Here is a 15,657-nt window from a genome sequence, read left to right as displayed (position 1 = left end):
AGCGTGGCTTCTCATTTTCCTTCTTTGCCGCTTTCGCTGTTTTCTGGCGGGTGTAAACTGCGCGCGATCGTGGTATCACCCGGCACTGATGCAGAAGTCGGAAGTCACTCGCGATAATAAAGTTGAAATACCCCTACAATTTGACGCAGTACAAAAAACCGACAAAGGAGCAGTAACATGCACACTAACGACCTGACCTTGCAGGACCTCGTCGCTTATGGCATCACTGATACGGTGAAGGTGATTCATAATCCTGATTATGACACCCTGTTTAAGGAAGAAACCCTACCCACATTAAACGGTTTTGAGCGCGGTATCATCACGCAGTCTGGCGCTGTCGCCGTGGATACCGGCATTTTTACCGGACGTTCTCCGAAAGACAAATATCTGGTACGTGACGAAACCACCCGCGACACGCTGTGGTGGAGTGACCAGGGCAAAGGTAAAAATGATAACCATCCCCTCTCGCAGGAAACCTGGCAGTCGCTGAAAAACCTTGTCACGCAGCAGCTCTCCGGCAAACGCCTGTTTGTGGTCGATGCCTGGTGCGGCGCTAACCCGGACTCACGCCTCAGCGTACGCTTTATCACGGAAGTCGCCTGGCAGGCGCACTTTGTGAAGAACATGTTTATACGCCCGGATGAAGCGGGCCTGGCGAATTTCACACCTGACTTCGTGGTGATGAACGGCGCCAAGTGCACCAACCCGGACTGGCAGGCGCAGGGACTGAACTCCGAGAACTTTGTCGCCTTTAACCTAACGGAAAACATACAGCTTATCGGGGGAACCTGGTACGGCGGCGAGATGAAGAAAGGGTTGTTCACTATTATGAACTACCTGCTGCCGCTAAAAGGGATCGCGTCGATGCACTGCTCGGCCAACGTCGGTGAAAAAGGGGATGTTGCCATATTCTTCGGCCTGTCGGGCACGGGCAAAACCACACTGTCTACCGACCCAGAGCGCAAGCTGATTGGCGATGATGAACATGGCTGGGATGATGACGGCGTGTTTAACTTTGAAGGGGGCTGTTACGCTAAAACTATCAAACTGTCAGAAAAAGCAGAACCGGAGATCTACCATGCGATCCGCCCGGATGCCCTGCTGGAGAACGTTGTCGTTCGCAGCGATGGTTCGGTGGATTATGACGACAGCAGCAAGACCGAGAACACCCGCGTCTCCTACCCGATTGATCATATCGACAATATCGTTAAACCGGTGTCGAAAGCCGGCCACGCGAAGAAAGTGATTTTCCTGACCGCTGACGCTTTCGGTGTGCTGCCCCCCGTATCACGCCTGACCGCCGAGCAGACCCAGTACCATTTCCTTTCCGGTTTTACCGCCAAACTGGCCGGTACTGAGCGTGGAGTCACCGAACCTACTCCCACCTTCTCAGCCTGCTTTGGTGCCGCGTTCCTGACCCTGCACCCCACACAGTACGCAGAGGTTTTGGTGAAACGGATGAAGGACGCAGGCGCAGAAGCCTGGCTGGTGAATACCGGCTGGAACGGCAGTGGGAAACGTATTTCGCTCGCCGATACACGGGCGATTATCAACGCTATCCTCAGTGGCGACATCGCCCATGCAGAAACCACCACGTTGCCTGTTTTCAACCTGGAGATACCGCTGACCCTGCAAGGCGTAGACAGCAAACTGCTCGACCCGCGTCAAACCTGGTCGAGTGAAGCCGAATGGGAAACAAAGGCTCGGGATTTGGCGCAGAGGTTTATCAACAACTTCGATAAGTTCACCGACACTAAAGCGGGTGAAGCACTGGTGAAAGCCGGGCCGACACTGTAAGCCAGTGGAATCGGGTGAGGCATGCCTCACCCCTACAACTTCATGTCGCACCCTTGCCTGTCACTGGGTAGGCCCTGGCGGAAGGCTGGCAGGTGGCAATGGCAGCCAGGCACGAATGCGTAAGCCCCCTTTTTCACTCTTACCAATCTCCAGCGCCCCCTGGTGAGCATCAATAATACGCTGCACAATCGCCAGTCCCAGGCCCGTTCCGCTGGTACTGCGTGCGCTGTCACCACGCACAAACGGCTGAAGCAGGTGCTTAAGCTGGTCGGGTTCAATACCGGGACCATCATCGTCTACCTGGAACCAGGCTCGATGCAGCTCACGCCCGGAACTGACCTTAATCCAGCCATTACCATAGCGGGCAGCATTGACGACCATGTTGGCAATCGCACGCTTAATCGCAAGGGGATTGATATCCAGCATCAGCTCAGCGGACATCACGGCATTCTCAATTTCACGCTCGTAACCGCTTTCTGCCGCCACCACTTCTCCCAGCACACTGTTGAGGTCCGCGCGTTCAAACTGCATCTCCTGCCCGGTACGCAGGTAATCAATAAACTGTTCGATAATCGCATTACATTCTTCGATATCTTTATTGATCGACTCAGCCAGATAGCCATCCTGCTCTGACATCATTTCCGTTGCCAGACGAATACGCGTCAATGGCGTTCTCAGGTCATGACTCACCCCGGCCATCAGCAGGGTTCGGTCATCGGCTAACTGCTTCACGCCAGATGCCATCTGATTAAATGCCCGCGTCACGGAACGGACCTCAGAGGCACCATACTCGCGCAGTGGCGGGGGGATAATGCCTTTACCCACCTGTAACGCTGCGTGCTCCAGCTCCACCAGCGGGCGGTTCTGGATACGTATAAACAGCCAGGCTCCACCGATCGCCAGCAACATAATCGCCAGCGTGTAGCGGAACAATGGAGAGAAATCGCCCTGATGGATCTCGGTCAGGGGGACGCGCACCCAGATATCCGGCGACAACCAGGTTTTCAGCCACACCACCGGGGAGTTCTTATTGACCTCCACACGGACATCGGTCGGGCCACCCAACTGCTGCGCCATCTGTTGGCTGAGAAACTGATAGTGCTGCGCCCAGCGTAATCCGCTCTCTTCCGCCGCTGCATTGGTATACAGCGAGATGCCGAGTTCACGGTAGATTTCACGGCGAAATGCCGGAGGCACTTCCAGCTGCGTGCCATCTTCCAACTGCAAACGGTCGGTCATCAACATACGAACTTCATAGGCCAGCACTTTGTTGAACTGTTGCAGACTGGGCAAAATTGCAAAGTTCAGCACCACCAGATAAGTCGTTACCAGGCTGACGAACAGCAGGGTAACGATCAATAACAGTGTGCGGGCAAATGAACTACGGGGAGAGAAGCGGAATCGCCTCATGCTTTACTGCCGTCCGGCACGAAGACATAGCCCAGGCCCCAAACGGTCTGGATGTAGCGTGGATGAGCCGGATCTTCTTCCACCATACGGCGCAAACGGGAGATCTGTACGTCGATAGAACGCTCCATCGCACTGTACTCACGACCACGGGCCAGGTTCATCAGTTTATCGCGCGACAGCGGCTCACGCGGGTGGCTCACCAGCGCTTTCAGCACGGCGAACTCGCCGCTGGTCAGTGGCATCGGCTCATCTTCACGGAACATCTCGCGGGTACCGAGGTTCAGCTTGAATTTACCGAAAGCAATCACCGCTTCTTCCTGAGAAGGCGCACCCGGTAGTTCATTCGCCTGACGACGCAGCACCGCACGGATACGGGCCAGCAGTTCACGTGGGTTGAACGGTTTTGGAATATAGTCATCCGCACCGATTTCGAGGCCCACGATACGATCCACTTCCTCGCCTTTGGCGGTGACCATAATAATCGGCATCGGGTTGCTCTGGCTGCGCAGACGGCGGCAAATCGACAAGCCATCTTCGCCAGGTAACATCAGGTCCAGCACCATCAGGTGGAATGATTCACGCGTCAGCAGGCGATCCATCTGCTCAGCATTGGCCACACTACGCACCTGGAAGCCCTGCTCGGTCAGATAACGCTCCAGCAGTGCACGCAAACGCATGTCATCATCTACCACCAGGATTTTGTAATTTTCTTGCATTTCGTTACTCCCAAAGGCGCTATTGCCTGAGCCTGTATTTTTAAAAAAGATGCCTGAATGTAACAGTCAATAATGGTTTATATTGTAGCCGAAATTGTTACAAAGCATATTAAACAGCAGCTTATCTGTAATCTGGGTCAAAAAAACCAGGGGATGAACGGTTTTTTCCAGCGTATTTATCATGACAAACAAGCAGTAACGTTGCGGCATAATTCGGAACAATGAATTTGCATCCCGTCACACAGCACAACAAAATAGTCTGCATATCACGATGACGATGGCTGAATGATGAAAACCAAACTGATTACCCGCGAAGGCTACAACCTGCTGAAGCAGGAGCTGGACTTCCTGTGGCGTGAAGAGCGCCCGGAAGTGACGAAGAAGGTCACCTGGGCGGCCAGCCTTGGCGATCGCAGTGAAAATGCCGACTATCAGTACAACAAAAAACGCCTGCGTGAAATTGACCGCCGGATACGCTATCTGACCAAGTGCCTGGAACAGTTGCGTATTGTCGACTATTCCCCACAGCAGGATGGCAAAGTGTTTTTCGGTGCCTGGGTTGAGGTGGAAAACGATGATGGCGATCTGAAGCATTTCCGCATTGTCGGCTATGACGAGATCTTCGGTCGCAATGACTATATCTCTATCGACTCGCCGATGGCGCGTGCATTGCTGAAAAAAGAGATCGGGGATGCCGCCATCGTCCACACCCCAGTGGGTGAAGCACTGTGGTACGTCAATGCGATCAGCTACGTCAAAGAATCCTAAACTCGCCGTTGCAGCCATGCTGACAGTCTGATGACTGGCATTATGCTGCTGCAATCCGTATAACTGTTGCCAATTTCTTAAGCTAAAAAGTGTCCCAACAATGATGAATAATTCACTAAGCCGCCTGATTGCAAGTGAGCTAAAGGCCAGACCAGAACAGGTTGAAGCCGCTGTTCGCCTGCTGGACGAAGGAAATACCGTGCCGTTTATCGCACGTTATCGTAAGGAAGTGACCGGCGGGTTAGATGATACCCAACTGCGTCAGCTGGAGACCCGACTGGGTTACCTGCGCGAGCTTGCCGACCGCCGCCAGTCCATTCTGAAATCCATTGCCGACCAGGGAAAACTGACCGATGAGCTGGCAGCGGCAATCAACGCCACCCTGAGTAAAACCGAGCTCGAAGACCTCTATCTGCCTTACAAACAGAAGCGCCGCACGCGCGGTCAGATCGCGATAGAAGCCGGTCTGCAACCCCTGGCAGACACGTTATGGCAGGAGCCGTCTCACGATCCTGAACAACTGGCCGCTGGCTACATTGATGCCGACAAAGGTGTTGCTGACACCAAAGCGGCGCTGGATGGTGCACGCTACATCCTGATGGAACGTTTCGCAGAAGATGCCGGACTGCTGGCAAAAGTGCGTGACTACCTCTGGAAAAATGCACACCTGGTCGCACGTGTGATCGATGGCAAAGAAGAGGAAGGCGCAAAATTCCGTGACTACTTCGATCATCATGAAGCGTTATCCACCGTACCTTCCCACCGTGCGCTGGCCATGTTCCGTGGGCGTAACGAAGGTATCTTACAGCTGGCGCTGAATGCTGATCCGCAGTTTGATGAACCACCGCGCGAAAGCCACGGTGAGCAGATCATCACAGACCATCTGAATCTGCGCCTGAACAATGCGCCAGCGGATACCTGGCGTAAAGCCGTAGTCAGCTGGACCTGGCGCATCAAGGTGCTGCTGCACCTCGAAACCGAACTGATGGGCACCGTGCGTGAACGCGCGGAAGACGAAGCGATTAATGTCTTCGCCCGCAATCTGCACGATCTGTTGATGGCGGCGCCGGCGGGGATGCGCGCCACGATGGGTCTCGATCCTGGCCTACGTACCGGGGTCAAAGTCGCCGTGGTGGATGCGACCGGGAAGCTGGTCGCGACAGACACCATCTATCCTCACACCGGGCAGACTGCGAAAGCCGCAGCGGCCGTCGCAGCACTCTGTACCAAACATCAGGTTGAACTGGTCGCCATCGGCAACGGTACGGCATCTCGTGAAACCGAGCGTTTCTATCTTGAGGTGCAAAAGCAGTTCCCGCAGGTCCAGGGCGAGAAAGTCATCGTCAGCGAAGCGGGAGCCTCGGTCTATTCCGCTTCCGAACTGGCGGCACTGGAGTTCCCTGGCCTGGATGTCTCGCTGCGTGGCGCGGTTTCCATCGCCCGTCGCTTACAGGATCCGCTCTCCGAACTGGTAAAAATCGACCCGAAATCCATTGGTGTCGGCCAGTACCAGCATGACGTCAGCCAGAGCCAGTTAGCGAGAAAACTGGATGCGGTGGTGGAAGACTGCGTGAACGGCGTGGGTGTCGATCTGAATACCGCCTCTGTGCCGCTGCTAACGCGCGTGGCAGGGCTGAGCAAGATGATCGCCCAGAATATTGTCACCTGGCGTGACGAGAACGGCCGTTTCCAGAACCGTCAGCAGTTACTGAAAGTCGGTCGTCTGGGGCCAAAGGCCTTTGAACAGTGCGCCGGATTCCTTCGCATCACTCAGGGCGATAACCCACTGGATGCCTCTACCGTGCACCCGGAAGCGTATCCTGTCGTGGAGCGCATTCTCGCCGCCACCGAGCAGGCACTGAACGACCTGATGGGTAACCCGACTGAGCTGCGTAATCTGAAAGCCGTTGATTTTACCGATGAGCGTTTCGGCGTGCCGACCGTGAGTGACATCATCAAAGAGCTGGAAAAACCGGGCCGAGATCCCCGTCCTGAGTTTAAAACCGCACAGTTCGCTGACGGTGTCGACACCATGAATGACCTGCTCCCGGGGATGGTGCTGGAAGGCTCGGTGACTAACGTCACCAACTTCGGCGCCTTCGTCGATATCGGCGTCCATCAGGATGGTCTGGTGCATATCTCCTCACTGGCCGATAAATTTGTCGATGACCCACACAAAGTGGTGAAAGCCGGTGATGTGGTCAAAGTGAAGGTGATGGAAGTGGATTTACAGCGTAAGCGTATTGCACTGACCATGCGTCTTGACGAGCAGCCAGGCGAAACCAATGCGCGACGCGGTGGCGGCAACAAATCGCCGGACCGTGACAATGCACGCCCGGCAAAAGCCAACAACAAACGCCCTGCTGCTCAGTCTGCGGGCAACAGCGCGATGGGCGATGCGCTGGCCGCCGCGTTTGGTAAAAAAAGCTAATCCTCCCCGGCGGGTCTCACGGCCCGCTCTTTTTTCCTAACCTCCCCACTTGCCCTGCGATTAAGTTGCTCCATATCAATGTGAGCAAGAATCACTCTCATTAAAATTCTCAGTGTCTATTTAAGCAGGCACCGCCAATGCACATGATCCCACAGCATACCTACCGAATCGTCGGTTTTTCGTCATCCATCAATCCGGTATTTCGCCAGAAACTGATGGCGCTGGGGCTGTTGCCCGGCGCCACCTTTCGGCTGATCCGCATCGCGCCACTGGGCGATCCGCTGCATATTGAAACCCGCCACGTGAGCCTGATGTTGCGCAAAAGGGACCTTGATTTGCTCCAGCTGGAAGCCATGCAGTCAGCCGGAGAGACAGCATGAAAACCATCACTATCGCGCTGACCGGGAACCCAAACGTAGGCAAAACCACCCTGTTTAACCAGCTCACCGGATCGCGCCAGCGGGTCGGTAACTGGGCCGGTGTGACCGTCGAGCGCAAAGAAGGGCAGTTCACCACAGAAGAGCATCAGGTGCAGTTGGTTGATCTGCCGGGCTGTTACTCGCTCACCACCCTCTCGGCGCAGGCATCGCTGGACGAACAGATTGCCTGCCAGTATCTGCTGAGCGGTGATGCTGACCTGGTGATTAACGTGGTGGATGCCAGTAACCTTGAACGTAATCTTTATCTGACCTTGCAGCTGCTGGAAATGGGGCAGCCCTGCATCGTGGCGTTAAACATGCTGGATATTGTTGAAAGCCAGCAAACAGAGTTAGACCTCGCGGCGCTGGAACAGGCCCTGGGCTGCCCGGTGATACCGCTGGTTTCGACACGCGGGCGCGGCATCAAACCACTGAAAGAGACCATCGACCGCTATTCACGCCAGCCTACCCTGCTTGATGTCCCCTATTCGCAGCCGCTGCAACAGGCGTTACGTGAACTGGTCGCGTCCATGCCTGCCGCCACGCCCGAAGGGCAGAAACGCTGGCTGGCCCTGCATATGCTGGAAGGGGACATCTGGAGCCAGCAGCAGATGCCCGCTGCCCAGGCGTTACTGCCTGGCATCCATGAACATCTGGGCGAGGATGCTGCCCAGTCCATTGCCAGTAGCCGCTATCAGACTCTCGAATCCCTCTGTCACAAGGTCATCCGTGTGGCCGGAAGCCGTAGCCTGTTCAGCCAGCGGCTGGATCGGCTGACCATGAACCGCTGGCTGGGTCTGCCGGTGTTTCTGCTGGTGATGTATATGATGTTCTTCCTCGCCATCAACCTTGGTGGCGCGCTGCAACCCCTGTTCGACCTTGGATCAGCGGCGATCTTTATTCAGGGTACGCAATGGCTGGGGGCTACGCTGCACCTGCCGTTATGGCTGACACTTTTCCTGGCGCAGGGCGTTGGCGGCGGGATCAATACCGTGATGCCGCTGGTGCCGCAGATCGGCATGATGTATCTGTTCCTCTCTCTGCTGGAAGATTCCGGTTATATGGCGCGTGCCGCCTTTGTGATGGATCGGTTGATGCAGGCGCTGGGTCTGCCCGGTAAATCCTTTGTACCGCTGATTGTTGGCTTTGGCTGCAATGTGCCCTCGGTGATGGGTGCACGCACGCTGGACGCGCCACGGGAGCGGCTGATCACCGTGCTGATGGCGCCGTTTATCTCCTGCGGAGCGCGGCTGGCGATTTTCGCCGTCTTTGCGGCGGCCTTTTTCGGTCAGCGCGGTGCCCTGGTCGTTTTCAGCCTCTATCTGTTGGGGATTTGCGCGGCCATCGCCACTGGTCTGCTGCTGAAGCATACGCTGATGCGCGGTACCGCCAGTCCCTTTGTAATGGAGCTGCCACTGTGGCATGTTCCTCACGCCAAAAGTCTGCTGTTGCAAACCTGGCAGCGTCTGCGGGGGTTTGTCCTGCGGGCCGGAAAAGTGATTGTGCTGGTCAGTATGCTTATCGGAGCGCTAAACAGTTTTTCGTTTAGCGGCAAGCCGGTGAGTCATCTGAACGACTCCGCGCTGGCCAGCGTCAGCCAGACATTGACACCGCTGCTGGCACCGATCGGTGTTCACGATGATAACTGGCAGGCTACCGTCGGTCTGCTGACCGGGGCGATGGCAAAAGAAGTGGTGGTCGGCACGCTGAATACCCTCTACACCGCCGAAGCGCTGCAACAGCAGGCATTCGACCCTGAGCAGTTCAGTCTTCGCGCGCAACTGAGTGACGCGCTGACTCAGACATGGCAAGGCATCAAAGCCACCTTCAGCCTCAGCGTTCTCGCCAACCCTATTGAGGCCAGTAAAGGCGATACGGAAATGGCCAGCGGCGCAATGGGTACGATGCACAGCAAGTTCGCCAGCGATGCCGCCGCCTACAGCTACCTGATTTTTGTGCTGCTGTACGTGCCGTGCGTTTCAGTGATGGGTGCCATTGCCCGTGAAAGCAGCCACCGCTGGATGCTGTTCTCGATCCTGTGGGGGCTGGATCTGGCTTACTCGCTGGCCGCTCTGTTCTATCAGGTTGCCAGTTTCCACCAGCATCCGGGCAGCAGCAGTCTGATTATTACCACTGTCCTGCTGTTCAATGCCCTGCTGCTGGGCGCGCTACGCCGGGTGCGCATCACCCCGGCGCAGATCCCGGTCAAACAGGTCAGCACCGGCTGCCAGAACTGCGCCAAAAACGGTCGTTGCCACTGATGCAGGTTGCGATTTTGTGACCAGCGTCTACAGTGAAAAATAACGTCTGAATTTTTCACCCGCGGTGGCAATTCGAATAATAATGGATATTATCAATAACTTAATAGATAAGATCTACGATTACACTTTCCCGCCATCCTGCTTACAGCGGCTGCATACGCTGATTGCTGATGCGCGGGAGCGTATTCAACAGTCGCGTAAGCCACACTGGGATGAAAAAGACGTGGTGCTGATCACCTACGCCGATCAGTTTCATGAAGAGAACACGCCCACCCTGACGACCTTCTCTCGTTTCTGGCAACAGCACCTGCAATCCAGCTTTAATCTGGTTCATCTGCTGCCTTTTTTCCCCTGGTCCTCCGACGATGGTTTCTCAGTCATTGACTATCACCGGGTGGACCCAAAATGTGGTGACTGGCAGGACGTTGCCGCCCTGCGCCAGCATACCCGACTGATGTTTGATTTTGTCTGCAACCATATGTCATCTGAAAGCGCCTGGTTTCGCCACTATCTGGCGCAGGACCCGGGCTGGAACGATTTCTTTATCAGCATGCCGCCTACCACCGATTTAAGCGCTGTCACCCGCCCACGTACCTCACCCCTTCTCACGCCTTTTGCGATGGCCGATGGTGAAACCCGTTTTATCTGGACCACCTTCAGCGCCGATCAGATCGACCTGAATTTCGCTAACCCGGAAGTGTTGATCGCGATGGTGAACGTGGTACTGGATTATCTGGAAAAAGGCGCCGATTACCTGCGGCTGGATGCCGTGGGCTACATGTGGAAAACCCCGGGGACGTCCTGCATTCATCTGGAAAAAACTCACCAACTGGTCAAACTGTTTCGCGCCATCGCCAACGAGGTGGCACCAGGCACGGTGGTGCTGACGGAAACCAACGTACCGCACAAAGATAACATCAGCTATTTTGGTAATGGTCGTGATGAGGCGCAGATGGTGTATCAATTTTCACTGCCGCCGCTGGTGCTGCACGCGATCCATTACGGATCGTCACGCGCCCTGCGGCAGTGGGCCGCCTCCCTCGATGGCGGCAGCGGCAGCACCACCTTCTTCAATTTCCTCGCCTCACATGACGGCATTGGCCTGAACCCCTTACGCGGCATTCTGCCGGAAACCGAGATCGTCTCGCTGGTGCGCGATCTGGCGATGGAAGGGGCACTGATCTCCTATAAGAATAACCCTGACGGCAGCACCAGCCCGTATGAAATTAACGTCACCTACATGGATGCGCTGAATCAGAAAACGGACGACGACGATACCCGCCTGCGCCGTTTCCTGCTTGCTCATGCGCTGCTGCTGGCCTTTCCCGGCGTACCGGCCATCTACGTACAAAGTATTCTCGGCTCACGTAACGATGTAGAAGGCGTAAAAACTGCCGGGTACAACCGGGCAATCAACCGCCAGAAATATGCCGTCAGCGATATCGAACAGGCGTTAATGGAAAAGGATTCACTGCGACAACGGGTCTACTATGCTCTCAGCCAGCTTATTCAGGTGCGTATCCAGCAGTCGGCCTTCCATCCGGATAATCCCATGAGCATCATCGACAGTGACAATTCACTGCTGGTGATGAAACGCCAGGCAAGAGAAGAACAGGAATCCCTCTGGTGTGTGTTTAACCTTAGCAACAAAGCAGTGAGTTTGATGTTGCCAGAGGCGCGCTGGTATCGGGATATTGCCAGTGGCGATCGTATTGATGGTGCGCAGGCGATGCTGCTGGAAGCGTGGGAATACCGCTGGCTGAAAGCCTGAAACTGCCCACCGATGGCGGGCAGAGACTATCACTTACTTATAGACGTCGGCCAATGCGTGATCGCGATTCCCCTGCTGGGCCGCGATGATCACATAGTATTTTCCGCCTTTCTCATCCGCTTTTTTCGATAGGCGCGCGTTGGCATCCATCGGGTCGGTGGTGGAGTTTGTCGTCACCGTATCGATCTTTTCCAGCTTCATCTCCTGCGCTTTTTCGCGGGTGATCTGCTCGGCTGCACTGGCATTAAATGCCGCCAGGGTCGTCAACATCAGGGCAGAGATAGTGATCAGCTTTTTCATATAATTTCCTCTCCTTAGGTCAATATTTCCAGTAAATTATGGCAGCAAATCTAAGCTGCCGCTTTTATTATTGCCCCAACAGATAAAAGCAGCAACGAGGTGAATTGTTGCAAAAAATGACCAGAAATAATCAACGGAGCAGGCTGTTTTTAATTCAGAATTCAGGTCCAGAGAGTTTCACTGAAATCGATAATCTGCTGTGAGAAATCCGCCGGATGCGAGATAAACGGCGCATGGGCCGCTTTCTCCATAATATGGCTGGTGCTGGCTGGCCAGGCATCATCAAGCAGCGGGACAATTTTGCGCGGGACTAAGCCATCCAGCGCCCCATACAGGCGCAAAAATGGCATGGACAGCGCGGCGAGCGCCTGGCGTACGTCTGCCGTCTTGAGAATTTCCAGTCCGCCGTTCAGGACCTCAACCGCAGGTACCGGCCGCTCAAACACCACGCTTTTCAATGCCCGGGCATCCTGGCGAGCGCTGTCCGTCCCCAGGGTTTGTAACGCGAGAAACCGCTCCACGGTGCGCTGGAAATCCTCACTCAACTGGTGCTGAAATGAGGTCAGCGTTTCCGGTTTTATGCCGGGCCAATCGGTTTCCGCACTGAAACGCGGTGAGGATGCCACGCTGACCAAACCACGCACCCGCTGCGGCGCATTCAGCGCCACCTGGCTGGCAACCAGGCCCCCCAGCGACCAGCCCAGCCAGATGGCCTGCTCAGGGGCCTGCGCCAGCACGGCTGCCGCCATCTCGTCAAGAGTCATTGCCGGGAATCCCTGACTGTGGCCATAGCCGGGCAAATCCACCAGATGCAGGCAAAAATGTGCACTGAGCCGCTCGCTAATGCAATGCCACACCCCGGCGTTCAGCCCCCATCCGTGCAGCAGCACAAGATGGCAATCGCCCTGTCCAATAGTCTCCCAGTGAAGCACCGTCATGGGTTATCGTCCTGTATTTAAATTACGAGGTCGCCATGCTACCAATGCCAGCAGGCTGTTGGCTATGTCTGATGCCGCTCAATCTTGCACAGCACGGCTTGTGCACCGTTTGTTTACGTCGCCTTCTGGCGATGCGCGGTGGCTGCCCGCGCTGTGGACTGCCCAGCGGCGAAACAACCCGTGAATGCGGCCGCTGCCTGCACAATCCGCCTCCCTGGCAGTGGCTGGTGTCAGTCACGCCCTGGCAACCACCGCTGAGCCAGTTGGTGAACCGGCTAAAGTTTTATCACACCACCGCACTTGCGGTAATGCTGGCCCGGTTGATACTGCTATGCTGGTTAATGCAACGGCGTAACAGCGGCCTGCTTCGTCCGGATGTATTGCTGACAGTGCCACTGCATCATCGCCGGGCGTGGCAACGCGGCTATAATCAATTAGAGGATATAGCTCACTGCCTGGCACGCTGGACGCAATGTCGTTATTTACCCCGAGCCATTACACGTGTGCGTGCGGGGCGTATTCAGCACCGACTGGGCGCTCTGGCACGGCGTAAAAACTTACGCGGCGCGTTTACACTTGAAATTGATGTGCGCGGACTGCATATCACCTTATTAGATGATGTGGTCACCACGGGCAGTACCGCCGCAGAGATAAGCCGCATTCTGCTGGCCAGGGGTGCTGCCAGCGTACAGATCTGGTGCCTGTGCCGAACCTTGTAGAGCGTCGGTGATGGGCGTATTATAACCAATGAAATTAGTTAACTATTGAGCAATCGCCATGATCCTAATTACCGACTCTGCACAAGAGCACTTCGCAAAACTGCTGTCAAAGCAGGAAGATGGCACCCAAATTCGTGTATTCGTGATTAATCCGGGTACACCGACTGCCGAGTGCGGTGTTTCCTACTGCCCACCCGATGCAGTAGAAGCAACGGATACTGAACTGAAGTTTCCCCTGCTGTCAGCCTATGTTGATGCCCTGAGCGCACCGTATCTGGAAGACGCTGAAATCGACTTTGTGACCGATAACCTGGGTTCACAGCTGACGCTGAAAGCACCGAACGCCAAAATGCGTAAAGTTAACGAAGATGCCCCGTTAATTGAGCGTGTTGAGTACCTGTTGCAGGCCCAGATCAACCCGCAGCTGGCCAGCCACGGCGGTAAAGTTTCCCTGATGGAAATCACTGACGAAGGTTTCGCTATTCTGCAATTTGGCGGCGGCTGTAACGGCTGTTCCATGGTCGATGTGACCCTGAAAGAAGGCATCGAGAAAGAGATGCTGGCAGCGTTCCCTGAACTGAAAGGCGTACGCGACCTGACAGAACACGAACGCGGTGAGCATTCGTTCTACTGATGACCTGGGGCCGGATATCCGGCCCCTTCTCTTTTCTTCCCCGCGATTTCACGCCCCCGGTTTAATTTTTCCCCGACTGCCTGTTTAATTTTCACTGGCGTGATTGACGCTGGATTTTTCAGCTTACACGTGTACACTGAAACCTGTTTTCGCAACCTACAGGTCATCATGTTGAACAATATTGGCAGAAGAGTCGTGATCACAGGTATGGGCTTAATCAGCCCGCTCGGTAATGGCGTAGACGGTAGCTGGCAACGGCTGATCGCCGGTCAGTCCGGGATTCGTCATCTTCCTGAAGAGGCCTATGGCGATACGGCCATCCGCGTGGGTGGGCAGGTTCCCTCCATCGAACAAGACCCGCAGCACGGTTTTGATATTGCTGCGCTTATTCCGGTGAAAGAGCAGCGTAAAGCGGACCGCTTTATTCATCTGGCGCTGGCAGCGGCCGAAGAAGCCATCACGCAGGCCGGCTTACATAATCTATCGGAAACCGCACGTCTGCGCACCGCCACCATTATTGCCACCGGCATTGGCGGTTTTCATGCCATCAGCAATGCGGTCAAAACCGTGGCAGAAAAAGGCAGCCGTAAACTGTCCCCGTTTACCATTCCGTCGTTTATCGCCAATCTCGCGGCGTCACACGTGGCGATCAAATATGGCTTCAAGGGCATGCTGGGAACACCCGTTTCCGCTTGCGCGGCCAGCATTCAAAGTATCGGTGACGGTTTCCGCGCCATCCGTTTTGATGATGCGGATATCGCCGTGGTGGGTGGCTGTGAATCTTGCATCAATCCGGTTTCACTCGGGGGCTTCCAGGCCGCCCGCGCGCTCTCAACAGCCTTTAACGACCATCCTGAGCAGGCTTCGCGCCCGTTCGACCAGGCACGTGATGGTTTTGTGATGGGAGAAGGTGCCGGGATGCTGGTACTGGAGGAATTGACCCGTGCTCAGGCGCGTGGCGCCACAATCCTTGGTGAAGTGGTCGGTTATGGCACCACCTCGGATGCTTACCACATCACTTCCGGGCCGGAAGATGGCGAAGGCGCTGCGCGTGCGATGACCATTGCGCTCCAGCAGGCAGGGATAACAGGGCGCGATATCGATTATATCAACGCGCACTCTACCTCGACGCCGGTCGGCGATCTTGCCGAAATCAATGCGCTGCGTCGGGTACTGGGTGAAGGCGCTCACACGGCGATCTCCTCAACCAAATCCGCCACCGGGCATCTGCTGGGCGCCGCCGGGGCTGTGGGGGCGATCTTCTCACTGATGGCAATGCGTCAGCAGATTGCGCCACTTTCGCTGAATATCACACAGCTGGACAGTGCTGCTGAAGGGCTGAACATCGTTAAAAACAGTGCGCAGCAGATGACCATCCGCAGCGTGCTGGTTAACGGTTTCGGTTTTGGTGGTGTAAACGGTTCGGTGATTTTTAAAGCCTTTACGCCGTAAGCGCCGGGCGGACCGCAAGAGAAACGGGTCGGGCATGCCCG

The 15,657-nt window shown here is 55.6% G+C and carries 13 protein-coding genes; 9 read left to right on the top strand and 4 right to left on the bottom strand.

Translation table 11 applies throughout. The features are described from left to right. Window positions 1–177 precede the first annotated feature (177 nt). Window positions 178–1,797, top strand: a complete 1,620-nt coding sequence (pckA, locus tag LJN55_RS01750; RefSeq protein ID WP_227535585.1) for a phosphoenolpyruvate carboxykinase (ATP) — start codon at window positions 178–180, stop codon at window positions 1,795–1,797. Between the two features lie 60 nt (window positions 1,798–1,857). On the opposite strand, the gene envZ is transcribed toward pckA, so the two are convergent. Continuing rightward, the gene (gene envZ, locus LJN55_RS01745; protein WP_133846655.1) at window positions 1,858–3,207 is read right to left on the bottom strand and encodes a two-component system sensor histidine kinase EnvZ; all 1,350 of its coding nucleotides are present in this window, start codon (window positions 3,205–3,207) and stop codon (window positions 1,858–1,860) included. Then, window positions 3,204–3,923 (bottom strand): osmolarity response regulator transcription factor OmpR, encoded by a 720-nt coding sequence (gene ompR, locus LJN55_RS01740; protein ID WP_001157751.1) that lies wholly within the window; start codon window positions 3,921–3,923, stop codon window positions 3,204–3,206. The genes envZ and ompR overlap by 4 nt, the downstream gene beginning before the upstream one ends. 288 nt (window positions 3,924–4,211) lie before the next feature. Between ompR and greB the strand changes: the two genes are divergently transcribed. The 5 genes from greB to LJN55_RS01715 all read left to right on the top strand — a co-directional run bounded on the left by greB (window position 4,212) and on the right by LJN55_RS01715 (window position 11,573). Further along, a complete protein-coding gene (gene greB, locus LJN55_RS01735; protein ID WP_133846703.1) occupies window positions 4,212–4,691 on the top strand; it encodes a transcription elongation factor GreB in 480 nt (159 codons plus the stop codon). A gap of 100 nt (window positions 4,692–4,791) precedes the next feature. Beyond that, window positions 4,792–7,122: a Tex family protein gene (locus LJN55_RS01730; protein WP_227535584.1), complete on the top strand. Its 2,331-nt coding sequence runs from the start codon at window positions 4,792–4,794 to the stop codon at window positions 7,120–7,122. A gap of 137 nt (window positions 7,123–7,259) precedes the next feature. Then, a complete protein-coding gene (gene feoA, locus LJN55_RS01725; protein ID WP_200642641.1) occupies window positions 7,260–7,502 on the top strand; it encodes a ferrous iron transporter A in 243 nt (80 codons plus the stop codon). After that, a complete protein-coding gene (gene feoB / locus LJN55_RS01720) occupies window positions 7,499–9,802 on the top strand; it encodes a Fe(2+) transporter permease subunit FeoB (protein ID WP_227535583.1) in 2,304 nt (767 codons plus the stop codon). Before feoA ends, feoB begins: the two co-directional genes overlap by 4 nt. Window positions 9,803–9,884: 82 nt before the next feature. Continuing rightward, a complete protein-coding gene (locus LJN55_RS01715) occupies window positions 9,885–11,573 on the top strand; it encodes an alpha-amylase family glycosyl hydrolase (RefSeq protein WP_200642639.1) in 1,689 nt (562 codons plus the stop codon). A 33-nt stretch (window positions 11,574–11,606) separates the two neighbouring features. Here LJN55_RS01715 and LJN55_RS01710 read toward each other — a convergent pair whose 3' ends face one another. Continuing rightward, window positions 11,607–11,873: a YdgH/BhsA/McbA-like domain containing protein gene (locus tag LJN55_RS01710; protein WP_227535582.1), complete on the bottom strand. Its 267-nt coding sequence runs from the start codon at window positions 11,871–11,873 to the stop codon at window positions 11,607–11,609. Between the two features lie 161 nt (window positions 11,874–12,034). Continuing rightward, window positions 12,035–12,811 (bottom strand): pimeloyl-ACP methyl ester esterase BioH, encoded by a 777-nt coding sequence (gene bioH / locus LJN55_RS01705; protein WP_227535581.1) that lies wholly within the window; start codon window positions 12,809–12,811, stop codon window positions 12,035–12,037. Window positions 12,812–12,846: 35 nt separating this feature from the next. Here bioH and gntX point away from each other — a divergent pair, with 35 nt between their 5' ends. The 3 genes from gntX to fabF all read left to right on the top strand — a co-directional run bounded on the left by gntX (window position 12,847) and on the right by fabF (window position 15,616). Beyond that, window positions 12,847–13,530, top strand: coding sequence for a DNA utilization protein GntX (gene gntX / locus LJN55_RS01700; protein WP_227535579.1), 684 nt, complete (start codon window positions 12,847–12,849; stop codon window positions 13,528–13,530). A gap of 58 nt (window positions 13,531–13,588) precedes the next feature. Next, window positions 13,589–14,164 carry a Fe-S biogenesis protein NfuA gene (nfuA, locus tag LJN55_RS01695; protein ID WP_133846647.1) on the top strand — a complete coding sequence of 192 codons (576 nt, stop codon included), beginning with the start codon at window positions 13,589–13,591 and terminating at the stop codon, window positions 14,162–14,164. A 168-nt stretch (window positions 14,165–14,332) separates the two neighbouring features. Next, window positions 14,333–15,616 carry a beta-ketoacyl-ACP synthase II gene (gene fabF, locus LJN55_RS01690; protein ID WP_227535578.1) on the top strand — a complete coding sequence of 428 codons (1,284 nt, stop codon included), beginning with the start codon at window positions 14,333–14,335 and terminating at the stop codon, window positions 15,614–15,616. The last annotated feature ends 41 nt before the right edge of the window (window positions 15,617–15,657 follow it).

Source organism: Erwinia rhapontici (genome assembly GCF_020683125.1).
In the GTDB taxonomy this organism is placed as follows: Bacteria; Pseudomonadota; Gammaproteobacteria; order Enterobacterales; family Enterobacteriaceae; genus Erwinia; species Erwinia rhapontici.
The sequence above is the reverse complement of the archived record's forward strand: the minus strand, read 5'-3'. Positions and strand labels throughout refer to the sequence as shown.